Genomic DNA, 22,364 nt, shown 5'->3' with positions numbered 1-22,364 from the left:
CTTGGGTAAGATGTGTGTATGTCATTTCGGGCAACTTTGACTTGGAGGTCTGGAAGTTCGGATGCTACCGCATCTTCCCATTCAAACCAATTTAGCTTCTGTTGCACTTCTTATTTGAACTCGCGATGAGATAAGAAAATATGTCCTTCCAAAATCAGCAAAAATGGGAATTCTTGACGAGTGTTTTGCAAATGAAGGGAATCTATTACATAATCAGGCGGAAGAGTATCTTGAAGAATATTCAAACTCTATCGGAACTTCACCAAGCAATATTTTAGACTTTCTAGTTCAAAACAAAAAAATAAGTTTGGATGATGATTGCATTGTACCTGTAACACTTCCAAAACAAGAAGCCGTCGCATATATTCTTAGTTGGTATGATAAGGGATTGCCTTGGATGGATATATCAAGGCTAATTAATTTACGTCAAATTGCAAATGTTCGCGAATCATGGTTGGATTCTAAGGCATTTGATTCCGAGTATATTTTCCAGTGCGACCGAGGTAAATATAAGCATATCAAGTACTTTAAACGTAATCTCGATATCGGCTATATTTTTTCCTCATTGCATAAATATTTATCTGACAACAGCTTAAGTGGCATACATGTCAAAGATTGGCATGATCATGCCGAAGATCAAATCAAGTCGATTGACTATTATGAATTAAGATTTGTATTGCGCAGTTATGCGAAGGATTATGGATATTGTTTTGATGGAAAAAGTGGTCGAGACAACATCAGTAATGATTCCAATTTTAAAACCGTAACTCAAAGAGAAATCATCCTCAATAAAATGCTTGAGTTAGGTAAAGTTATGACTAAACAGGAGATAGCTCGCCTTATACGTAGCGAAAGTTTAAATCATGCATCACTGTATTTAGCGGAGTTGATTCAAGCTGGACAAGTTGTCCAAGTTGATTTCGCAAAATATACCACTCCAAACATTGTATTCAAAAATATCGACATCGAACAACTTACCAAAGAAATTGTCAGAATTATTGAAGAGTCAATGCGACCAGTTGATTCGTCAATATTTGAACTATCAATCAATCAAAATCTTGGTTACTCATACTCCAAATATTTTTACGCTTCAATTGCTTTACAGATGCTAAATGAGAAGGGATGGTATGTTGTTCAAAATAAGATTTTCTGGAATAAGCCTATTCCTTTTAATAGCTTGGCAGATATTTCAAGACAATGTTTAATGATTGAAAATAGCACTAGCGATAATTTTCGCCTTCTTTTAAATCATGTCTTAATTGCTGAAAAAGAAGCAAAAAACAATATAGCAAATTGGAGATCATCGTATGAGCAGCAAACTCATCTGCCAGGTCAGTGACATTCCAGTGTTTATAATCAATTTGATTTTTTTTGCATTGACAACAGATTATAGTGCCGTCACGTTTGCCAATGACGACGTCATCAACTAACCAATTTATAGAGTCGATTTCAATCCAATCATAATCTGGATCAGAAAGGACTGTTAAGGCCCAATCTAAGGCAACCATTGTCTGGTAGCCATCGCCTCTATTTGAGCGAATTCCTGCAAGACTCATTTATTGATCCAAGTAAAGAGAGTTTCATTACTTCAGGTATGTACTGATAATGCAATATTAAATTAATACTTAGACTATTTCTTGTAAATGTTTACTTCGATTGCTAATGTCAAAACCAATACTTTTCTATGGATTGTGCCTGAAAAATACAGCTTTCCTATACAAAAGTATCACTTATGGCATAGATGAAGTTTTTAAATTAAATAATAAATGGATGCAATAAATAAGAAAGCCGCCTAGGAGGCGGCTTAAAAACACATGTACTTGAGTAATTGATTAGACCCGTTCTAATTCCCCAATGGGATTTCCCCAGTTCCTCAACTTATGCCCCTTTACCGCATAAAAGAAAATCATCAGATAGCAGGGCAACATGACCCAGTAGGCGGTTTGGGGGTTGCCTGTATCGGAGAATTTTCCGTATAGCATCGGCAGTAGTGCACCACCGGCGATGCCCATGATGAGCAGGGCGGAACCGGCGGCGGTGTATTTGCCCAGGCCTTGCAGGGCCAGTGGCCAGATGGATGGCCAGACCAGGGCGTTGGCCAGACCCAGCATGGCGAGGAACATTACTGTATTTGGTACTACTGGCACGCCTGTCCAGCCGATTATTGCTTGGGAGATGTTGGTGTCGGTGGCTGAGCTGGTGGCGACGCCGACGGTGAACAGCAGGCCACTGACTGCCGAGAACAACAGTGCAGTTTTTTGTGTCATCAGCTTGGGGATGGTGGTCGCACCAAGGATGTAGCCTATGACCATGAAACCCATGGTGTAGGAGGTCAGCACGGCATAGTTGCTGACACCCAGGTTGTGGCCATACAGGCCTATGGTGTCACCAGCGATGACTTCGACGCCAACATAGGCAAACAGTGAAAGCGCACCCAGCACCAGTTGCGGGTATTGCAGCACGCCCCATCTGGTGACTTCTGGCTGGTTCTTTTCCTCATCTGCCCGCAATTCTGGCAGTGAAGAAAAATGCACGATGCCCATCACCACCAGCAAGCCGCCCGCCATGATGGCATAGGGATAAACCAGGCGAGATGACAGTTCAGAGCGCAAGGCCAGGCGGCCTGCATGATCAAGCGCTGCCAGTGCCGTGTCAGAATACTGCTCCATACCAGACAAGATCAGCGCAGAAAACACCAGTGGCACAACGATGCCCGCGCCCTTGTTGAACAAACCCATGATGCTGATGCGCATGGCAGCGCTCTCGCGTGAACCTATGCAGACGATGTAGGGGTTGATGGCGGTCTGCATTAGTGTCATGCCAGCGGCCAGGGTGAACAGGGCCAGCAGGAACAAGCCGTAATAGCTGGACTTGGCTGCCGGGATAAACAGCAATGCCCCCACCGCCATGATGCCCAGGCCGAGGGTCATGCCGTTCTTGTAGCCAGTGCGGCTGAGTATGGCTGCCGAGGGCAGGGCCATGACGGTGTAGGCGATGTAGAACGCAAACGTCACCCACAACGCCTGGAAGTTGTTCAGGTCGCAGACTATTTTCAGGAAAGGGATGAGTGAGCCATTGAGCCAGGTGGCAAAACCCAGGATAAAGAATAAGAGGCTGATAAAGAACATGGCGATGACCACGTCCTTTGTTGATCCTGACGCTTGATCATTGTTATTCATGAGGTGTTCCAGACATATTTAAAATGGTCACAGTGATCCAGAGCTGAAGGACAGTAACAAGTCCCTGCTTGTGCAAAAAAAGCCTCCCCTGCTGCTTATATGGGGAGGCTCTTGCGGCGCTCTATTCGATGATCCGACATGCTACAGATCATCACGGCACAGATCAGAACTTGGCTCTGACGCCTACGCTGTAACGTGCGCCGTTTTCATACACGCCCACTGGCAAGCCATCGGTGGTATTGGTGCGGATGACAGAGTTGGTCAGATTCACGCCAGATGCAAACAGGCTGATTTTTGGTGTGATGTCCCAATTGGCCGTAGCGTCCCACTGGCCATAGGCGCTGGTGACATCCTGGCCGCCTTCATTCAGGCCACCGTAGGATTTGGAGCGGTAGTTATATGAGAGGCGGAAGCTGATGCCGTTCTTCTCATAGTAACCACTGGCGTTCAACTGGTTGCGTGAATTGCCGATGACATTCAGTTTTTGACCACCAGCGATGGAACCTGCCTTGGCATCCGTGAATGTGTAGTTCACGATGGCACCAAAGCCATTGCCAAATGCCTGTTGCCATTGCAGTTCCAGGCCGTTGATGACAGCACCATTGTCGGCATTATGCGGGCGTGTTACCGGGCGCGTAACGCCGCCGACATTCTCTTGCGCTGTCGAGGTGTAGATGAAGGTATCCAGGCGTTTGGTGAACAAGGTGGCAGACAACAACGATGCATCAGAAAAATACCATTCTGCACCTATCTCGGCCTGGTCAGCATGGTAAGGTTTCAGCAAAGGGTTACCGGCTGTGGCGGCATTGGTGGTGCCGCTGACTTCGGTACTCGCGCTGAGGTCGCTGTAAGTGTTGCGTGCCATCACGCGGGCTACTGCGCCACGCAGTATCAAGTCTTTGCGCAAGTCATACACGACGTTCAGGCTGGGCAAGACATCGTTATACGTACGTGTCGTGCTGCCGATGACATAGTTGCCCTTGCCTGTCAGGTCTTGATAGGCTTCAGAGGTTTGCTCAGTTTTGACCAGGCGCACACCAAAGTCGCCACGCCATTTGTCGAGTGCATAGTCGGCCTTGACATAGGCGGCGGTGATTTTTTCCTTGATCTTGTAATACTCGCCCTTGGCTTCTTTATAGACCATGCCCTTGTCATACATGGCAAAACCCTTGCTGGCGGCCAGGCTGTCATTCACCCATGCATACTGGGTCAAGGAACCGGCGGTTGCGGCAGCCTGGCTCAGCAATGGCGACGGGCCGGTCGATAAATCAGCCAGGCTGAAAGACTGCCAGCCAGGGCTGCCAGGGCCTACTGTGCCTATGGTGCGGTGGTTTTGTACAGTGTTGTCACGGTATTTCAAACCAAACTTGATGTCCTTGATGAAGGAACCGGTCAGGTCCAGCGTCACGTCAGCTTGCGCATAATTTTCCTTGCTTTCCATCTTGCGTATCCAGTCACGCGCACCTTGCAGCGTGAGCTTGCTTGGGTCCAGCGGGCTCATATCAAGATAGGTTACTTCATAGGTATCTGGTGCGGTATTGATCGTGGCGCGGGTATTGCCAGTGAACCAGAAATTGCGGTCATGTTTGCTGCCACCCTCTGCTGACGTGCTACCAAGCTGGCCATGTACTTTCCAGCCATCACCTTCATAATTGCCTTCCAGATCCAGCACCTTGGATTTGATGTAGGCTTCACGGTAGATAGGTTCAAACGAGACGCCCGTCGTCGGCCCTACAGTACCGCCAACAAAAGCCTTGGTACCATCAGAGGTGGTGATGAAGCGTGGATTGGTGACGCGGATAACATTATTGCCATCAGCCAGGCCACCTACTTGCCACAGGTAGTTCTGGTTATTATTGTCCATGCTCATATCTGAATTGATGTAATTCAGAGAGAGATCGCTGTCACGGTTAGGCTTGATTTGCAGGGTGACATTGCCCGTCGTGCGCTCACGGTCCTGTCGGAAAATCGCAGTACCACCACCCCAGGATGCATAGGCGTTGGGTGTGGCGACATTGTTTTGATCGATGATGGTGTACTTGGTGGAGTCAGTAAAATTCTCCAGGCCATCACGGCGCATGGTGCGTTTTTGTTTGCTCAGGGACAGCAAGATACCGAGTGTGCTTTGATCATTCTTCCAGTTCACCAGGCCAGAGATTTGCGGGTCTGTCTTCTTGGGCAATTCAGAGTAAGTCGCTTCCAGCGAGAACTGTGCAGTCAAAGGGGTTTTGAATTGCAGGGGTTTGCGGGTCTTGACATTGACCAGGCCGCCGATACTGCCTTCATCCAGATCAGCGGATGGGCTCTTGTAAACATCGAGACTGCCGACCAGTTCAGATGGCAGGATGTCATAGTTAAAGCCACGGCTTTGCGAATCGTTTTTCCACCAGTAGGCAGAGGCTACCGACTGGCCATTCAACTGTGTCATGTTGAGGCTTTTATCTGTGCCGCGTACAAAGATATCGCGGCCCTCACCCCAGGTGCGGTCAACAGAAATGCCGGGCACGCGTTGCAGGGAATCAGCAACGTTTTTATCCGGGAATTTGCCCAGGTCTTCTGAGTTGACGCTGTCAACGATGTTTTGCGAATCGCGTTTGCCAGCCAGGTTTTTTTTCAGGGTGTCGCGTATGCCGCGCACTTCGACTACTTGTGAGCCAGGTGCGCCTGCAGGTGCTTCATCTGCCGCATACACCACATTAAATGCGCTTGTACCAAGGACGATGGCGATCAGTTGCGGTAACAGTTTTTTCTTGAATACGGGTTTGTTCATGTAAGTCTCCTTCAGTTAGTTTTACTCATAGGTATCACATCTTTTTTTATTGCAGCAACTTGACCTCACCAGAGAATGCCACGGGCGGGGTAAAAAACTTTCTTCTCAACTCTTTTTAATCCTGGCCTTTTTTCTTGCTGCAAACAGCAAGAAAAAAATGCCGACGCCGCACTAAGCGTCGGCAAAAATAGTCATACTTCTTGGGGGAGGTATGATCTCAGCGCTTGAGCCTGTACACACTTGCAAAACTGTTCTGTATCTTTGTTGCTGCTTCCTTGCCTGTGATCGTGCCATTCAAGAGATCGGCATTCACGTTCCATAATTCCTGTTCCATGCTGGGCTGGCCGCGGTTCAGTATCTGTGCGTTGACACGGATGCTGGATTCACAAGTGGTGCGCCATTCCATCATTTGCTTGCCTATGGGGTCACGTACTGCGATCAGATGATTCGACAGTGAAAAAAATCCGGTGACGCGGTTGGTATATAAGTCGGCAAATTCCTGTGAGCCCAGCCATTCAAGAAACTTGTAGGCATCTTCCTTGTTGCGGGATTTCTTGTTGATGCCTATACCTATATCCATGTGATCAAGGATGTAGCACTTGTCGCCGGTTGCGCGGACGGGCGGTGCAAACACACCAAAGTCCAGGCCCTGCACCTGATTGAAGTAAGAGATATCCCAGGAGCCAACCGGGTAGACCGCCGCTTTGCCAGAGGCGAACTGATGCTGGCTGTCGCTATAGGTTTGCGTGCTGGCCGTGCTGGGCAGATACGAGCCCAGCTTGGCGGCATAATCAAAGGCGGCCACATACTGCGCATCAGTAAATTTTGCCTTGCCAGCGATAAGCGCCTTGCGGCCTGTTTCACCATGCCAGTAGTTGGGTCCTATGCTGGTGAACAGGGTTTGCGTGGCTTCCCATTTTTCTGCCGTGCCCAGCGCCAGTGGAACGTAGTTGCCACTCTTTTTCACCGCATCCAGTATGGTCAAGAATTCTGCCTGGGTTTTTGGTGCTTGCAGATTGAGTTTCTTGAAGATTTTTTTGTTGTACAAAAAACCGTGAATGACAGATGCCACAGGCATGCAAAAAGTCGCTTTCGCATCATCAGTCTGCCAGGCCAGCAAGGCAGTGGCTTCAAAATGCTCCATGCCTGGCTTGCCATCGAGTTTGTCCAGAAAGCCTTTGTTATACAAAGTCTGCGATACATCGAAAGGGCGGCAGGCGACCAGGTCGCCTGCTGTACCACTGCTAAAACGTGTCAGCAGTGTGCTGTCATATTCTGTTGGCGTAGTGGGCGTGAAGCGGATATCGATGCCGGGGTGGCGTTTGGAAAATGCCGGTATCAGGACTGTCTCCCACAAAGCCTTGTCATCCACGCGCCAGCTCTCCAGGACGAGCGTGCCAGCATTGGCTGTGCTCATCATGGCGGTGGCGCATAACATGGCGATGTAGGGGATGCGGTTCAAGAGAAACCCTGTTCAGAATAGTTATCCGGCTAAACCAATCGATATAAATGAATTACCTGAAACTGATACTAGCAACCTGATGAATGTAATGCCACTTGCCTATCTGTTGAGTTCGGATTTTTATAAGTGATTGATTCATTGAGGATTTGTGTGAGCAGCTCAGGTGAGCAGCTTACAAATCCTTACCCGGTTTTGACACTGGTATTGTTGCTTGCTGGGATGTGGACGTTTTGCAGATGTGTGGATTCCTAAGCTGGTAAAACTTAACTTAAGAATTCCTTACAAAACTTTACAAAAGTCCAGATTCAGGTGTTGTGAATTGCGCAGACGAGTGTCCGCCTGTCTTTTAAAGACAAGCTGAGGCAGGAAGAAAATGCTGAGATGCTAGTGATATGCCTGCTCAGGCATTCGCCGCGCCTGGCAAAGTGATGGTGGCCTTCAGCCCGCCTTCTAGATGGTTTTCCAGCACCAATGTGCCGCCATGGGCCTGGATGACGCTGCGGGCTATGCCCAGACCCAGGCCCATGCCAGTTTCATTCTGGCTGCGGCCATGTACCAGGCGTACATAGGGATCAAACAAACTTGGCAAGGCGTCTTCCGGCACACCGGGGCCATGATCGCGTACCTGTATGACGACAGTATCCGCAGTAGCGTGAACGCTGATTTCAGCGCGTTCGCCATAGTAGAGGGCATTGTCCAGCAGATTGCCTATTGCACGTTTTAGCGCTAATGGCTTGCCATGGACGGTCACGCCTGAATCGGCAAATGCCACATTATGCTTGGCCAGATGGGCACTGCGCACCAGTCTGCGTATCAGTGGATCGAGTCTGACTTCGGTAGGGTTTTCATGGATGTCGCTATCTTTTACGCATTGCAGTGCACCCTTGACCATCATGTCGAGGTCATCCAGGTCTTCTTCAAACTCGCCACGCAAGACATCGTCATCAAGTAATTCTGAACGCAGCTTGAGACGCGTGATAGGCGTGCGCAGGTCATGAGAGATGGAAATGAACAAGCGTTCGCGATCTTCGATATAGCTCTGTATGCGCTGGCGCATGGCACTGAAGGCGCGGGCGGTATTGATGAATTCCTTGCTGCCAGTTTCAGGCAAGTCTGGCACCTGCTCACCCTTACCAAAAGCAGCTGCCGCATCTGACAGGGCCGCCAGTGGGCGGGTAATCCAGCGTACCACCATGATGGAGAGCAGCAATACCGCAGCCAGTGACAGGCCTTGCAAGACCAGACGGTCAAAGGACAGGGGGTCATTGCCCTTCAAAAAATAAGGGTTGGGCATCAGTGCCGCCATGTATAACCAGTTACCCGGTTCCAGCTCGGTTTGTATCACCAGCACAGGTGCAGGTTCAGGCTTGATCAACAAGATATGTTGCACCCAGCTCTCAGGCAGGTCAGTGATGCGGGTGCCATCGACAGAGGTCGTCAATTGATCTGGCCAGGCGAAGGCGAGCTTGAATTCCGGGTATTGTGGCAAGTCAGTTTTGAGGGTATTGCCAACCTTGCCCAGCACCGTATGCGCCAGTGCCTGTGATTCTATTTCTGTGATGGGTACATAGGCATTATTCGCCTGTACAAAAAAACGCGTGCCACCCATCTCGCGGAATTGCTGTATCAACACGGTGCGGTAATTCGGCGGCAGGCTGCGGAAGAAGCGTATCGCGCTGGATGCACTATGCCCCAGGTATTGCGCTGCCGTGCTCGCTTCTATCTCGGCCTTGGCACGTTGTTGCGTGGTCCAGATGGCACTGCCCACCAGTTGCGTGAGCAGTACACCGCAGACCATGACCAGCGACAAACGGCCCAGCAGTGATTGTGGCAGCCAGCGTCTGAGCATGATGGCAGATTCAGGCACTTGCCACGCTCACATCGGCGGAAAACACATAACCCGCCCCGCGCACGGTCTTGATCAGGGTAGGCTGTTTGCTGTCATCCTTGAGCAGCAGGCGCAGGCGGCTGATTTGTACGTCCAGTGAGCGGTCCAGCGGACCGGCATCGCGGCCTCGGGTTTCTTCTGACAGCACATTGCGGTCGAGCACATCGCCAGGGTGCTCGACAAAATATTTCAGCAATTGATAATCCAGCCCGGTCAACGCCACCAACTCACCGGCATTGTCAGTGACCTTGCGCTCTATCAGGTCCAGTGTAAAACCCAGGAAACGGTAATAGCGCGGGGCTGCCGCCACATCGGCAGTTGCGGTGCGCCGCAATATGGCCTTGATGCGCGCCAGCAGTTCACGCGGGTTATAGGGCTTGGCGATATAGTCGTCGGCGCCAAGCTCCAGTCCGACGATGCGGTCAGTGTCGTCCGAGCTTGCTGTCAGCATGATGATGGGGATATTTGATTTTTGCCGCACTACCTTGCACAGGGCAAAGCCATCGGTGTCGGGCAACATCACATCAAGTATAACCAATGACAACTGGTTCATCTGGCTATTGAATTCAGCCACGAAGCTCTCGCCATTGTGCGAGAGTATGACTTCATACTGATTCTTTTCCAGATAGGTTTTCAGTAACACCCGGGTCTTCTGGTCATCATCGACTATCAGTATTTTGCGTGTCATCTTTGTCTGCCTCACATCTTATGGAGTTTGTTTTTTATTATTGCCAAGTGTCTTGTACATCGCCATCAGCCTGGCCTGGGTGTCGGCGGGGCTTAGCGTGGCATCGATAAAGTATCTGTGTATGACGGCGATGATGGCATCCTTGCTGGTCTCGTCAGTAGCCATGCGGTGCACCAGGCTGGGGGCTTGCGTAGCTGTACCCTGGGCAAAGGTTGTCCATGAGGCACGGGCACAGCTATCCATACGCGCAGGGTCTGCATCGCGCCTTACCGATACCGAACCCTTGACGGCATTGTAGTCAGCCTGCACGGCTGGCGTGGCGACCAGGCGTGCCAGTTTTTCTTGTGCGGCGATGCGCGAATAGTCGTTGGTGAACATCGAAAAGGTATCGACGCTATACAAATGATACTTGCCTGTGCCTGGCATGGCCGCGCAGGAGAAAGTTTCATCAGTGGCAAAACCTCCATCATTGAGCTCACCCTTGACCCAGTCGCCAGTGATCATCATTGCTGCTTCGTTTTTGGAAAACTGCTTCACCACTTCTGTCCAGGGGCGCTCATCGACAGGATTATTCATCCAGCCTTTCATCTGGCGCAAACGTTCCAGTGCATGAGTAAAGCGTTTGTCCAGGACAGCCTGGGCATTTTGTTTGACGAATAATTCGCGGTGGTATTCTGGCCCGCCTTCAGCCAATATCAGGTTTTCAAACAGGGTGGCAACTTGCCAGGGTTCGCTGCTTTGTGCCAGTGGTATCACGCCTGCGGCTTTCAGCCTGGTTGCAACGGCGACCAGTTCATCCCAGTTTTCTGGTGGTGACAGCTTCAGTGTGATGAATATTTTCTTGTTATAAAACAGGGTGTTAATGCGGTGTATACCGAGCGGTGCAGCCACCACATGTTTGCGGTGCTGTATCAGGTTTTGTATGGTCGGGAAGAAACTGGTATTCCATTTGTTGGCCGTAGCAATCTTGTCCAGTTCCAGCAGAAAGCCCAGGTCTGCCCATTCACGTATCGAGACACCAATAATCTGTGTGACCTCGGGTGCATCATTGGCCAGTACGCGGCTCTTCAATACCTTGCCCGCACCTATGCCTGCACCACCAGGGATGCCAGCATCACGCCAGGTGATACCTTCGTCTGCCATGCGAGCCGCCAGCAGGCTTGCTGCCTTGCGTTCGCTGGCAGAAGTCCACCAGTGCAAGACTTGCAACGTGCTATCGGGTTGCGGTGTGGCTGCATGGGTAGGCATCGTAGAGAGAAGCGCGCACAAAACCCCAAGCACCGCCGCCCTGGCTAAGCGCCAGACTGGTGGTGAAGCAGCGACATGGTGTGCAGGTGAAATCAAAAGAACTTTTCCGGGCAGGTTATTGCAGCAGGGAAATCAGGTTTTCAGGTTTGATCTGGAATATCAGGCCGGATGCATATTACCAAAGGGGGCTGCTTTCTGGTAGGCATTGTTCTTTTGTGTACACAATGCGATTGGGATATCGTTTTCGCCTTTACCTATTAGCATGCGAAATCTATCCAAGTCTCAAAGACCGCCGTTCTCGTAGGTTGGGCTACGTCTCATCAGCTCAACACTAGGCGTTTAATAACGCATGCTTTTTTTGAAGCCCAGTGTTGGGCTGGTAAACCGTAGCCCAACAATCAGGACTTACCGTGCGCCTCATTTTGATCAATCCCTTCTTCTCACCACCATCCTCTCCAACAAATCAAATCCCCACTGCGTCAGCAAAGCCAAAGCCGCGGCAGGTATGGCACCTGCCAGCAGCATCTGGTTGTCATTCAAGGCCAGGCCTATGGTGATGCGTTCACCGTAACCGCCTGCACCGATGAAGGCGGCGATGGTTGCCGTGCCCACGCTCATGACTGCTGCCGTTTTAACGCCAGCCAAAATCATGGGAAGGGCCAGAGGCAAGTCTATATTCAACAAGCGCTCACGCGATGACAGACCCAGTGCCAGTGCCGCCAGGCGTAATCCGGCAGGTACTTGCACCAGGCCGACGCAGGTATTACGGACGATGGGCAGCAGGGCGTATAACGATAGGGTGATCAGTGCAGGGACAAAACCTATCCTGCCCAGCAAGGGTATCAACATCGCCAGCAAGGCCAGTGAGGGTATGGTTTGCAAAATGCCGACAGTCGCCATGACTACTTCGCGCAAACGTGGTGCAAAGGCAGCGATAATGCCCAGCGGGATGCCGACCAGGCATGCCAGGGCAACCGACATCAATACAAGACTCAGATGCTGCCATGTCAGCTTCAAAAAATTGGCTCCAAATAATTTGGACATGAAACCGGCACGTTCAGCATTCGGCGGTGACTTTGCCACAAATTGCTGCGCAGCCTGGGCAAAACTCAGTCCTTCAATTTCTACCGCTGCATTCATCGCTATCATTTGCGCATTATCTATCTTGCCTTCCAGTTTCTGTATGGTTGCCCAGGCCTGTGGGAAGCGTGCTGGCACATCCAGTCGGTACAGCAAGACAGCATCATAACGCGGGAAATAATTTGCATCATCCACCAAGACGCGCAGACCCAATTGCTTGATCTTGGCATCGGTAGAATAGATATCGATGACATCTACTTGTCTTGCAGTCAGTGCTTCATAAGCGATGCCATGATCAAGCCCGCTCGCCTGTTGCGGCAAATGATAACGTTTGACAAGACCTGGCCAGCCGTCGGCACGACCCAGAAATTCATGGGAAAGGCCAAAGCGCAAGCTGGGTTTTATCGCCAGATCGGTCAGTGATTTAATATCGGCAGCATCAGGTCGCATCGCCAGCGCATAGGTATTATTAAAACCCAGAGGAACAGCAACTCCGAGACCTTGTTTAGCCAGTTCAGCCTGCATCTGCTGCATGCTGATTGCGCTCTCATGTTTTAAAATCTCGGTATTGATGGTACCCATGTATTCTGGATAGACATCGATACTGCCATTTTTTAATGCATTAAAGACGATCGCGGTATTGCCCAGCCCTTGCTGATGTAATGCAGGACTATGGGATGCCGCAGTTTGCGTAAGGATTTCTCCTAGCACATAGGATTCAGTAAAACGTTTGGAACCAACCTTGAGCGTATCAGCGGCCTGGGCCTGGGCTACAAAACTGTATAGCAATAGCAGTTTCAGAGCCAGGGACAAAAGGTATTGCAACCTGCACCAGATCAGCATGGGTTTGCGCTCCGCTAAATTGTGATCGACACTGCGATGGAATATTTCCCTTGTATTCTACATGCCGTTTGCAAATGTCCATTTCCACCCTGATTCTGGCTGAACTGCCGCTATTCTTGTTTTTGCTACAGACCTACACTGGAAACACCAGATTACCAAATAACACCTGAAGACCTCTCACCACAGAGGTACAGAGACACAGAGAAAGACAAGAGGAAAAAACCTCTGCTTAAACTGGTAACAGATCATTTCTCTCGCCTATGGCGAGTAGTACGTAATGAACGAGTTTTTCTCTGTAGTTGTCCTCTGTGACTCTGTGTCTCTGTGGTGAGGGGTTTTTGTATTCAGTAATCTGAAAGTGAATACATTATGGCAATGATGGCCAAGATGAAGTCAAACAAATCAGGAGTGCTCATGTCCAACGCAGGATCTACGTATATACCCATCAAGGAAGTCAAACAGGACATGCATGCTGACGACGCACTCAGTGACTTCAGCGCACGTGAAATCACGCTCAATGAAGTCAGCAAGCGTGTCTATGTCGCTGGCACAGGGCCTGCAGTTATCGTCATGACAGAAATGCCTGGTATCAGCCCGCATGTGGCACGCTTTGCACGCTGGGTGCGTGATGCCGGTTTTACCGTGTATATGCCTTCACTGTTTGGGCGTGATGGTGTGGTGGTATCGGCAGAAGAAGGCGCCGCCGTGTTCCAGAAAGCTTGCGTCAGTGCAGAATTCCGCGCCTTTGCGGGCAAGGGTTCCAGCCCGGTCACCTTATGGTTGAGGGCGCTGGCGAGGCTTGCGCATGAAGAATCTGGCGGTCCTGGTGTGGGTGCAATAGGCATGTGCTTCACTGGCAACTTTGCCCTGTCCATGATGCTGGAGCCATCAGTGCTCGCACCAGTGGTATCGCAGCCATCCTTGCCTATGGATGATCCAGCAGGCACGGGGATAGAAGCTGCTGACTTGCAAGCAGTGCGTCAGCGTCTGGAAGCAGAAGACCTGACAGTCTTGGCTTACCGTTTTGCAGGTGATGCATTTTGCCGCGCACAACGTTTCGCAGCATTTTCAGAAGCTTTAGGTGAGCGCTTCATCAGTAAGGTATTGCCAGATAGCGCCGCCAATCAGGATACTGCGCCTTTTTTTAGGCGCTATGTGATGACGCCGCATAGTGTGGTCACTGCTCACCTGATAGATGAGGCGGGCCAGCCAACCGTTGCTGCACGGGATGAAATACTGGCTTTCTTTGCGAGCCGCTTAAAGCAAGCGTAAACAAAAAATGCCTGGATCTGAATCCAGGCATTTGCGGTGATACTGTTTGCCAGCTTACTTCTTGAACGCTGTCACAGCAGCACGACCAACCGCAGGATCATCGGTAAAGAAACCATCAATCCCGGCTTTCAAATAAGCCGTTATTTCTGCAGTGGAATCACCACGCTGCGTCAGCGAAGTGGCATCACCCAGGCGCATGCTGACTGGCAGGAAAGGATTCTCTGGGCGCAGTGTCCAGGTATGGACTTTCAGACCAGCGGCGCGGGCATCAGTGATAAAGCTGGTGACTGGACCCAGTTCATTCTTGGCATCGCGCGGGATGATGACTTCCTTGTAGGGCGATACTGCATCTGCATACTGTGCGATTTCTTTCAAGCCTGCGGGCTTGACGAGATCTGCATAAGTGCGGCTGCTGCCTGCTGCGACAAAGTCATACGGCGCATTGCGTGGCGCGCCGTTGACAGGTGCATTCAATGGGTTATCGATCAATTGCACCAGGCGCATTTCTGTCATGCCGCGCAATTCTTTTAGATTCGCGACTTCAAAAGACTGGATGAACACCGCTGCATTTTTGCCCTTGTAGCCATTTGCTACCAGCACATCCACCAGACGTTTTTCCAACGGCAGACCTATGGATTTGAAATAAGTGGGATGTTTGGTTTCAGGATAGATGCCGATGACGCGGTTCTTTTCCTTGGCCTGTTGCTTGACCAGGTCAATGACTTCTTGCAGGGTTGGTACTTCAAACTGGCCATCATAAGCCGTGTTGGCTGGGCGATTGGCCGGGATGCGTTCCTTGGCGCGCAGGGTTTTCAATTCTGCCAGCGTAAAATCTTCAGTGAACCAGCCAGTGACCGGGATGCCGTCTATGGTCTTGGTGGCTTTGCGGCCAGCGAATTGTGGCAGCGTGGATACATTGGTGGTGCCAGAAATTTCATTTTCATGGCGCGCAACCAGTACACCATCCTTGGTTGGCACGAGATCCGGCTCAACAATATCAGCACCGTCATCTATCGCTTTTTGATATGCGGCCAGCGTATGCTCAGGGCGCAGGGCAGACGCACCCCTGTGGCCTGTCACTGTCGGCACAGGTGGCCAGGACAAACCAGGGTTTTGCAAATCAACAGCCTCGTTGCTACTGCCGCCGCAGGCACTCAGGCTCATGCCTGCAAAGACGGCGCACAGCAAGTGCGCGGTGTTTTTTGATATATGTCTCATCAAAGTATTCCTCAAGATTCATTACAAGAAAATGAGGCCAGGCTAACTGGCCAGATATGCGTCATAGCCATCATGATGGCGATGGCAGAAATGTAAGGCTTAAGAGTTACCGGATGATGACTTGAGGAAATATCGGATGAGTTGATTATGTTGTTGAAGACTGGGCTAAAATGAAAAAAGGCCAACCAAAGCTGGTTGACCTTCTTTGCGGCTACATGCAGTGATTCACCAGCATTTTGTATTACGCAGCCTGCAGACTTGGGTAGTCGGTGTAACCTTTTGCGCCAGGCGTGTAGAAGGTAGCTGCATCAGGCGCATTCAAGGCGGCGCCTTGCTTGATGCGTGCAGGCAGGTCAGGATTAGCCAGGAAGCTGGTGCCAAAGGCCACGGCATCCAGCGCGGAGTTACTGATCGCTTGTGCAGCTTCGTCAGCGTTGTAACCCATATTGCCGATCAAGACACCTTTGTAATTGGCGCGTGCGACGGTCATGACATCACCAGTTTGCGCCTGGAAGAAGTCAGAACGCATCAAGTGCAGATACGCCAGATTGTATTCATTCAAACGCGTTGTCAGATAGGAGATCAAAGCTAGAGGATCGCTGTCTTTCATGCTGTTATAGCTGTTGATTGGTGACAGGCGCAGACCAACTTTATCGGAGCCAATTGCATCACTGACTGCAGTCAATACTTCAAACAAGAAGCGTGCGCGGTTTTCTATGGAACCACCATAGCTGTCAGTGCGCGTGTTGGCACTGTCACGCAGGAACTGGTCTATCAAATAGCCATTGGCACCATGTACTTCTACACCATCAAAGCCAGCAGCAATCGCATTTTTTGCACCTTGTGCATAAGCAGCGACCAAGGCAGGGATTTCATCCAGACGCAATTCGCGTGGCACTGCATTCGGGACTTTGCCGTCAGGCGTGTGGACTTCGCTGTCGATCGCTATGGCACTTGGGCCGACGTTTTCTACACCGTTGTTGAATGCTGGAACTGCAGCGCGGCCAGCGTGCCAGATCTGCATGAAGATTTTGCCGCCTTTGGCGTGTACAGCATCGGTCACAACTTTCCAAGCTGCGATTTGCTCGGCATTGTAGATGCCAGGTTCAGCGTAGAAAGCGGATGTATTTTCAGCCACCATCGTGCACTCAGTCACGATCAGGCCAGCTGTGGCGCGCTGGCTATAGTATTCCGCCATCAGGGCGTTAGGCATGTGACCCGCATCAGCACGTGCACGTGTCAAAGGGGCCATCAGGATGCGGTTAGCGAGAGAGACAGAACCGGTTTGCAGAGGATTGAATAGCATTTCTTAATTCCTTTATTTGGGCGATAGGAGCGAGTGTACAGCGTTTGGGCCAGCAAAAAACTGGAAAAACTTAAGCCTGGTAAGCAAATTCAGCACTCCATATGTAGCTGACTCAGGGTACTTCAAGATAAAAATTAGACTGGTCGTCTAGAAAAAACTTGTTGCAATAAATGCCTTGTGATCATGTTGGTACGAAAAAGTATTGCGTTTTACAACTTGAGCATCTTGCGGGTAGCCAACATCGCACTTTCCAGCGCACTCATGTCACGCCGCATCTTGGTCAGCAAGGTGGCACCCAACCACATCTGGTACAGAGTCAGTGCGCAATGGTCTGCATCCAGATCCGCAGGCAATGAACCATCAACGATACCTTCGCGCATGCAATCTGCCAGCCTGGCGATTATACTGTCAGTGCCGTTTTGCAAGGCCAGGCGCATCGCTTCAGACAAGTCTGATACTTCACCACCCAGCTTGGCCGCCAGACACTGGCATTGCACACCTTCACCCGGACGCTCCGGCAACCAGCCCTGCCAGTAACGCATGAGACGCGTGGCCGCCGGTACATCTGTGTTTTTTAATACGAGATCCACCGCAGCCAGGTAACCAGCAAAATAATCATCCAGCAAGGCTTCGCCAAACAATTCCTTGGATTTAAAATAATGATAGAACGAACCCTTGGGTACGGCTGCCGCCTTCAACACCTCATTCAGGCCGACCACGGAAAAGCCCTTGCCCAGAATAATGGGCTTGGCTGTATCGAGGATATGTTGCCTTACGTCAGTGCGCGGAGTATTCATAGCTTGAATTCTAAAGCAAATTAGACCAGTCGTCTAGTGATTTGCTTTCGCAGGGGGAAATGAGTTTGGAAAGTGATAGCGATTGGTGTCGACTAATTAATGGGGGAAGGTGACAAGCCGCCTTGCTTAAGCGGCTTGTGCTAATTGCTCAAGCTATTTTTTGACGAAAGCATCAAAAAAATATCTGTTGATGCAAAGAAAACGCAGGCTGGCTGTCCTTATCGTCCAAAAAACTCTGCATGTATCGCCTGTAACGCCAGTTTCCTGTCCTCTTGCTGCACCAGCATATATGCAGCCACTTCGCTGGCGCCGGCAGCCGCCAGGCAGACATGCACTCCGGCTGCAATCGCCGCCGACAAGGCGCGACTGGCAATTGCGCCGCCCACATCAGATGCTTCCAGCACACCATCGCCAACCACGGCGACAATCGCCACATCAGCATTGCGTGATACTTCGACCACACCGGCCAGGTGATGCTCCATCAGTGCAGCGTAGGCAGCATCCAGATTATCGCGTGATACCAAAATATTGATGGCAGTCTGTGCCGTCAGCACGCTCTTGATATTGATGCCATTTGCATCCAGGGTATTTGTCACCTGCGCCAGGATACCTGACTTGAAGCCGACACCGGGACCGTGCAATTTCAGGATCGCCACGTCTTCTGTCGAAGTGACACTCTTCACCACATCGCGCGTCACCTTGCGTTGCGCATTGATGACGGTATAAGGTTGCAGGCCACGCTCAGGGCGGGTGATGTTCAGTATACGGATGGGGATATTCTGGTCGAACAGAGGCTCTACCGTGCGCGGGTGCAAAATCTTGGCACCAAAATAAGACAGCTCAGCTGCTTCCAGATAATTCAATTGCGTAATCGTGTGTGGTGCGCTTACCGTGCCTGGGTCGGCACTGAGAAAACCATCAACATCTTTCCACACATCCAGTGATTCTGCGCCTATGCAACAGGCAATTGATGCGGCTGAATAATCAGAGCCGCCACGTCCAAACAAGGTGGCCTTGCCGTCACGGTCAACGCCATAAAAGCCCGGCACGACGATGACATCATCGCCTGCCAGTGCCCTGGATACGGCTGGTGCACTGGCATCAAAATCGCAGGCAGCATTGCCAAATACGCCATCGGTGATCAAGCCTATGTCTTCTGGCAAGGCTTCGCGTGCGCGTATGCCATGGCTGAGCAAGACTTCGGTCAGCAACAGGCTGGACAGGCGTTCGCCATAGCTGAGGATGGCATCATTTACAAAAGTAGGTACATCGCCTATGCAATGTATGCCTGTCAGGTAACGATCCAGCTGATTCAGGCGTACCGAGAGCGCCAGTTCTATGCGTGCGCGGTCGGCGGGAGCGCTGATATTGGCTTCCAGTATCTGTTTTTTCAGGGCGCGCAAATTTTGTGTGTAATCCTGGCTTTCTGCCAGTGCTGCCGCAGTTCCTGCGCCTTCTCTTGCAGCTTGTACACAGGCGATGAGGGCATTGGTAATGCCATAAAAAGCAGATACCACGAGAACTAAAGGTTGTTGATAGCTTTGCACCACATTGACAACGCGGCTGATATCTTCAGGCTGGCGCAGATTGGAGCCACCAAATTTAACGACGATTTTTTTCATTGAGTTTCCAGGGCAGGGATGGCATGTTGACCACAAACATTCCGCAGACAGAGATGCGAAATGAAGTATATCGAAACGACTAGGTTAATGCAGCGCTGCAATCAGGTCAACGCGGCGGTTCTGGCCTATGAAAAAAAACTGATGGCAAAACACGGTCATATTCCTCCATTTGATCTGGCGCTTACTCTCTATAGTTGTAGCATCGCCCGTACTATGACCTTGCCTCACCATGAAAAAATGCCTGGCCCCGGATCACCCGCACTGCACGCATTGGGTAGCAGAGGGTGAAACCGTTTGTACAGCGGGTCACCAGCAAAGGCCAATTCCGCAGCGGCTGGAATTACTTCATGCATCTGCGGACAGCCTGGTGCAAAACCACGAAGCAGTGGCGCCCGTCAACTTGCATCTGCATTTCAGTGGTTATGATCCCCGCGCAGCAGGCGGACGGCAAACCATCAGGCTGGAATTGCGCGGTACATTGCCGCCAGATGTCACCAGCATAGAGGTACAACTACGCTCTGATCTCATCGCCATCACCGAATCAAAACAGCGTTTTCAGCGCACCGCATCAGGCCAGTGGCCTGCGTTGCTCATCAGCTTTTCATCCAAAAACAAAGAGCATGGTCAATATCCGGTCGAGGTTGTCTTGTTGCATGAGCAAGCCAACAGGCCGAGGCGAAAATGGCTTTGCACCAGCGTCATTTTCGTCCCGCGTGCCGATGCCTCACTGACCGAAATTCACAGCGTCTTTCTGGCGACGCAAAAAAATGTCAGGGTGGTGGCAGAAGATGGTGCCATTGCCACATTCAGTGGCCAGGGACAGTCCAATGGCTATGCACAAGGAAATATAAATATAGAAATCAATGCCAAGGACGCCGCCATTGCTAAAATGGAAATGCGCGCAGCTACAGGCAAATATGAAATTGCCATGGGTACCATCGCCTGGGATGAAGAGCTCATCGAAGTCAGCCCTGAAGCAATGAGCATTGCTGCGCCAGCAACGCCCCCGCCAGAACCAGTCAGGCCAGCGGTAAAGCTACCAGCAATTTCAACAAAGACAGCAGCACCGACAAAAACCGCCAGCCTGATCGCTGGGCAGGAACGGATAAGACTCTTTGCCATGGAAGAATGGGTGCTGGGCCGTATGGAGGAGCAGCCGCAAGCCGATATCCTGCTCAGCCATCGCGACCATAGCGCAGATGAAAACGCTAGGCTGACCCGTCGCATCAGCGCCCGCCATGCCATCATCCGCAGAAAAGGGGCGGGCGCAGAAATCACCGATGTATCGCGCTATGGTACTTTGCTCGATGGCATCTGCATGGAAAAAGACCAGGCCTATAATTTGCGAGCAGGCATGCAAATCGAATTCTGCGCCAGCGTCAGAGGCATAGTCAAACTGCAAGTCGTGGCAATTTTGCCACATGCTGCCATTCTAGGTGATGCTGCTACAGGGCCAGGCAGTAGCTTGCTTTACTTGATTAAGCCGCAAACCAGAACTCTGCCTACAATACAAAATTTACCAGAAGGATTACCAGTGATACTTCATTTTCAGGACGGTTTCTGGCATAGGGATAAGTTTACTTTGCAAGATACCAGACTGGATTCACTTGCAGATTTGAGAGCACTCACTCAGTTACCGGCAGGCTGTCGTTACTTAAACTCAGCATATCCAGATAACAATCAATAGAACGGCAGACGGACTCAACATCCCCAATTGTGTAGCGATGCAGTCGGAGCGTTTTTACCGGGTTTTGCAGTAGAAGACAATAAAACAAACCTGCCGCTACTGTTTGATCCATTGATGGCGATAATGAAATCAGGAAAGCCATCACCATCAATATCGGAGATAGCTCCCACGCGCGAATCCCAGCCGAAGTAACCCAGTGCATATTCAAATTTCTTGCCATCATATTCAATGAAGTAAGTTGCCCCTTCTCCATAAGCTGCGCCGTTTTTTCCTTTCAAGCCATTTTGAACGCGCATGCCAAATTGCACGCCGTTCAATTCCAGCCGGTATTGATAATCCAATTGAGGTTGTAGAATACCTGTCCCGTTTTTGAATACATAAATGGGATGCTTGCCTGGCTTGAATTGTACGCCTGGTACACGCAGATATTGAAGACCGTCGGATTCGTCCATAGTCTCAAGCTCAAAATTGGATGGGTGATCCTTGGTCGGGATTTGCGCTGTAATTTTCTTCAGCCAATCTGGCATTTTCTCTTTACTGGATGCTGGCCTGATTTCCAGTGAGTTTTCCTTAAGGTCAAGAGAGACCCATTGATCTCCCGGCCATTTGGCAGGTAATATTTTTTCAAACTGCTTGGGCACGCCGTAACTCCCCACGTCCTGCCGCCATTCTCCTGACATGAGCAAAGTACCAACCTCCATATCAGCCGCGTGGCTGACAGACGCAAACAAGGAAACACTCAATAATAGTAAGAATGGTCGGAAATTTTTCATGTATTAATAATCAACAAGAATTTTATTTTCTGGCGAGCAATGGTGATGGCATAAAGTGTACAGCATTATAAATAGGACTTATGCAAAATTGCCCCAGCAAGGCGTAGTGACGAAGACATTATTTTAGGGCGTGTTGACATATCTTTTAGATAAAGCGTTCCCGCCATATCGCATGCTGGCAATGTGGTGGAGCAGGGGTTGCAGGCGGCATGCCGCCTGCCTGCGCAACGATGTGCGCTTACCAGTGCACATGCGCCCTGCAAGGGCGCTGCAGTTAGGGCTGGTGCCCCTGACAAGACGTGCAACGCAGTCAATAGCGATATCTATTGACAACGAGTCCAACGCAGTCCAGCGCGTCACGTCTTGTACTGCATCCCAAATTGTCTTGTTCGCACTCATCCTATTTCACTAGTGTCCCAACGTTTTCACATCAGGGGTTCGTAAGTCAATGATTTGTTTGCACAAATTGATGTTTTTATCTGGTCTCGATTTGAACGTCGAGGTGCAGAATTGGAGCTTTTTGCGAATATC

The 22,364-nt window shown here is 50.4% G+C and carries 16 protein-coding genes; 4 read left to right on the top strand and 12 right to left on the bottom strand.

The genetic code is table 11. The annotated features are described in order from the left end of the window. Positions 1–163 precede the first annotated feature (163 nt). Positions 164–1,339 (top strand): hypothetical protein, encoded by a 1,176-nt coding sequence (locus H8L47_RS28240; RefSeq protein ID WP_186957166.1) that lies wholly within the window; start codon positions 164–166, stop codon positions 1,337–1,339. Between the two features lie 493 nt (positions 1,340–1,832). Here the strand turns inward: H8L47_RS28240 and H8L47_RS28235 are convergent, their stop codons facing one another. From H8L47_RS28235 to H8L47_RS28205, 7 genes are all read right to left on the bottom strand, one after another. Then, positions 1,833–3,179 carry a sugar MFS transporter gene (locus H8L47_RS28235; protein WP_186957165.1) on the bottom strand — a complete coding sequence of 449 codons (1,347 nt, stop codon included), beginning with the start codon at positions 3,177–3,179 and terminating at the stop codon, positions 1,833–1,835. 163 nt (positions 3,180–3,342) lie between these two features. Then, complete coding sequence (locus tag H8L47_RS28230) at positions 3,343–5,949, bottom strand: TonB-dependent receptor (protein ID WP_186957164.1); 2,607 nt, start codon at positions 5,947–5,949, stop codon at positions 3,343–3,345. Between the two features lie 217 nt (positions 5,950–6,166). After that, the gene (locus H8L47_RS28225; protein WP_186957169.1) at positions 6,167–7,387 is read right to left on the bottom strand and encodes an ABC transporter substrate-binding protein; all 1,221 of its coding nucleotides are present in this window, start codon (positions 7,385–7,387) and stop codon (positions 6,167–6,169) included. A 424-nt stretch (positions 7,388–7,811) separates the two neighbouring features. Continuing rightward, on the bottom strand, positions 7,812–9,260 hold the full coding sequence (locus H8L47_RS28220; protein ID WP_186957168.1) for an ATP-binding protein: 1,449 nt from the start codon (positions 9,258–9,260) through the stop codon (positions 7,812–7,814). Positions 9,261–9,270: 10 nt separating this feature from the next. Further along, positions 9,271–9,987, bottom strand: coding sequence for a response regulator (locus tag H8L47_RS28215; protein ID WP_186957163.1), 717 nt, complete (start codon positions 9,985–9,987; stop codon positions 9,271–9,273). An 18-nt stretch (positions 9,988–10,005) separates the two neighbouring features. Continuing rightward, the gene (locus H8L47_RS28210; RefSeq protein ID WP_230413948.1) at positions 10,006–11,331 is read right to left on the bottom strand and encodes an ABC transporter substrate-binding protein; all 1,326 of its coding nucleotides are present in this window, start codon (positions 11,329–11,331) and stop codon (positions 10,006–10,008) included. A gap of 330 nt (positions 11,332–11,661) precedes the next feature. Further along, on the bottom strand, positions 11,662–13,158 hold the full coding sequence (locus H8L47_RS28205) for an ABC transporter permease/substrate-binding protein (protein WP_186957162.1): 1,497 nt from the start codon (positions 13,156–13,158) through the stop codon (positions 11,662–11,664). A gap of 414 nt (positions 13,159–13,572) precedes the next feature. Here H8L47_RS28205 and H8L47_RS28200 point away from each other — a divergent pair, with 414 nt between their 5' ends. Beyond that, positions 13,573–14,430: a dienelactone hydrolase family protein gene (locus tag H8L47_RS28200; RefSeq protein WP_186957161.1), complete on the top strand. Its 858-nt coding sequence runs from the start codon at positions 13,573–13,575 to the stop codon at positions 14,428–14,430. Between the two features lie 54 nt (positions 14,431–14,484). Here H8L47_RS28200 and H8L47_RS28195 read toward each other — a convergent pair whose 3' ends face one another. The 4 genes from H8L47_RS28195 to H8L47_RS28180 form a co-directional block, all read right to left on the bottom strand. Next, positions 14,485–15,648 carry a glycerophosphodiester phosphodiesterase gene (locus H8L47_RS28195; protein WP_186957160.1) on the bottom strand — a complete coding sequence of 388 codons (1,164 nt, stop codon included), beginning with the start codon at positions 15,646–15,648 and terminating at the stop codon, positions 14,485–14,487. A gap of 241 nt (positions 15,649–15,889) precedes the next feature. Further along, the gene (locus H8L47_RS28190) at positions 15,890–16,954 is read right to left on the bottom strand and encodes an alkene reductase (RefSeq protein WP_186957159.1); all 1,065 of its coding nucleotides are present in this window, start codon (positions 16,952–16,954) and stop codon (positions 15,890–15,892) included. A gap of 209 nt (positions 16,955–17,163) precedes the next feature. Continuing rightward, positions 17,164–17,751 (bottom strand): TetR/AcrR family transcriptional regulator, encoded by a 588-nt coding sequence (locus H8L47_RS28185; protein WP_186957158.1) that lies wholly within the window; start codon positions 17,749–17,751, stop codon positions 17,164–17,166. 218 nt (positions 17,752–17,969) lie between these two features. Then, the gene (locus H8L47_RS28180; RefSeq protein ID WP_186957157.1) at positions 17,970–19,373 is read right to left on the bottom strand and encodes an aspartate kinase; all 1,404 of its coding nucleotides are present in this window, start codon (positions 19,371–19,373) and stop codon (positions 17,970–17,972) included. A 60-nt stretch (positions 19,374–19,433) separates the two neighbouring features. Between H8L47_RS28180 and H8L47_RS29580 the strand changes: the two genes are divergently transcribed. Both H8L47_RS29580 and H8L47_RS28175 read left to right on the top strand, forming a co-directional pair. Further along, positions 19,434–19,661 (top strand): hypothetical protein, encoded by a 228-nt coding sequence (locus H8L47_RS29580; protein WP_222616715.1) that lies wholly within the window; start codon positions 19,434–19,436, stop codon positions 19,659–19,661. Further along, on the top strand, positions 19,603–21,060 hold the full coding sequence (locus tag H8L47_RS28175) for an FHA domain-containing protein (protein ID WP_186957156.1): 1,458 nt from the start codon (positions 19,603–19,605) through the stop codon (positions 21,058–21,060). The genes H8L47_RS29580 and H8L47_RS28175 overlap by 59 nt, the downstream gene beginning before the upstream one ends. Before the next feature lie 14 nt (positions 21,061–21,074). Here H8L47_RS28175 and H8L47_RS28170 read toward each other — a convergent pair whose 3' ends face one another. Further along, complete coding sequence (locus H8L47_RS28170; RefSeq protein WP_186957155.1) at positions 21,075–21,833, bottom strand: FG-GAP repeat protein; 759 nt, start codon at positions 21,831–21,833, stop codon at positions 21,075–21,077. Between the last annotated feature and the right edge of the window lie 531 nt (positions 21,834–22,364).

The sequence above is a fragment of the Undibacterium umbellatum genome, from assembly GCF_014284125.1.
In the GTDB taxonomy this organism is placed as follows: Bacteria; Pseudomonadota; Gammaproteobacteria; order Burkholderiales; family Burkholderiaceae_D; genus Undibacterium; species Undibacterium umbellatum.
The sequence above is the reverse complement of the archived record's forward strand: the minus strand, read 5'-3'. Positions and strand labels throughout refer to the sequence as shown.

Bases quoted from the DNA above. Each gene is read 5' to 3' on its own strand.
- H8L47_RS28240 (WP_186957166.1), top strand. From the start codon at position 164: ATGGGAATTCTTGACGAGTGTTTTGCAAATGAAGGGAATCTATTACAT.
- H8L47_RS28235 (WP_186957165.1), bottom strand. From the start codon at position 3,179: ATGAATAACAATGATCAAGCGTCAGGATCAACAAAGGACGTGGTCATC.
- H8L47_RS28230 (WP_186957164.1), bottom strand. From the start codon at position 5,949: ATGAACAAACCCGTATTCAAGAAAAAACTGTTACCGCAACTGATCGCC.
- H8L47_RS28225 (WP_186957169.1), bottom strand. From the start codon at position 7,387: ATGTTATGCGCCACCGCCATGATGAGCACAGCCAATGCTGGCACGCTC.
- H8L47_RS28220 (WP_186957168.1), bottom strand. From the start codon at position 9,260: ATGCTCAGACGCTGGCTGCCACAATCACTGCTGGGCCGTTTGTCGCTG.
- H8L47_RS28215 (WP_186957163.1), bottom strand. From the start codon at position 9,987: ATGACACGCAAAATACTGATAGTCGATGATGACCAGAAGACCCGGGTG.
- H8L47_RS28205 (WP_186957162.1), bottom strand. From the start codon at position 13,158: ATGCTGATCTGGTGCAGGTTGCAATACCTTTTGTCCCTGGCTCTGAAA.
- H8L47_RS28200 (WP_186957161.1), top strand. From the start codon at position 13,573: ATGTCCAACGCAGGATCTACGTATATACCCATCAAGGAAGTCAAACAG.
- H8L47_RS28195 (WP_186957160.1), bottom strand. From the start codon at position 15,648: ATGAGACATATATCAAAAAACACCGCGCACTTGCTGTGCGCCGTCTTT.
- H8L47_RS28190 (WP_186957159.1), bottom strand. From the start codon at position 16,954: ATGCTATTCAATCCTCTGCAAACCGGTTCTGTCTCTCTCGCTAACCGC.
- H8L47_RS28185 (WP_186957158.1), bottom strand. From the start codon at position 17,751: ATGAATACTCCGCGCACTGACGTAAGGCAACATATCCTCGATACAGCC.
- H8L47_RS28180 (WP_186957157.1), bottom strand. From the start codon at position 19,373: ATGAAAAAAATCGTCGTTAAATTTGGTGGCTCCAATCTGCGCCAGCCT.
- H8L47_RS29580 (WP_222616715.1), top strand. From the start codon at position 19,434: ATGAAGTATATCGAAACGACTAGGTTAATGCAGCGCTGCAATCAGGTC.
- H8L47_RS28175 (WP_186957156.1), top strand. From the start codon at position 19,603: ATGAAAAAATGCCTGGCCCCGGATCACCCGCACTGCACGCATTGGGTA.
- H8L47_RS28170 (WP_186957155.1), bottom strand. From the start codon at position 21,833: ATGAAAAATTTCCGACCATTCTTACTATTATTGAGTGTTTCCTTGTTT.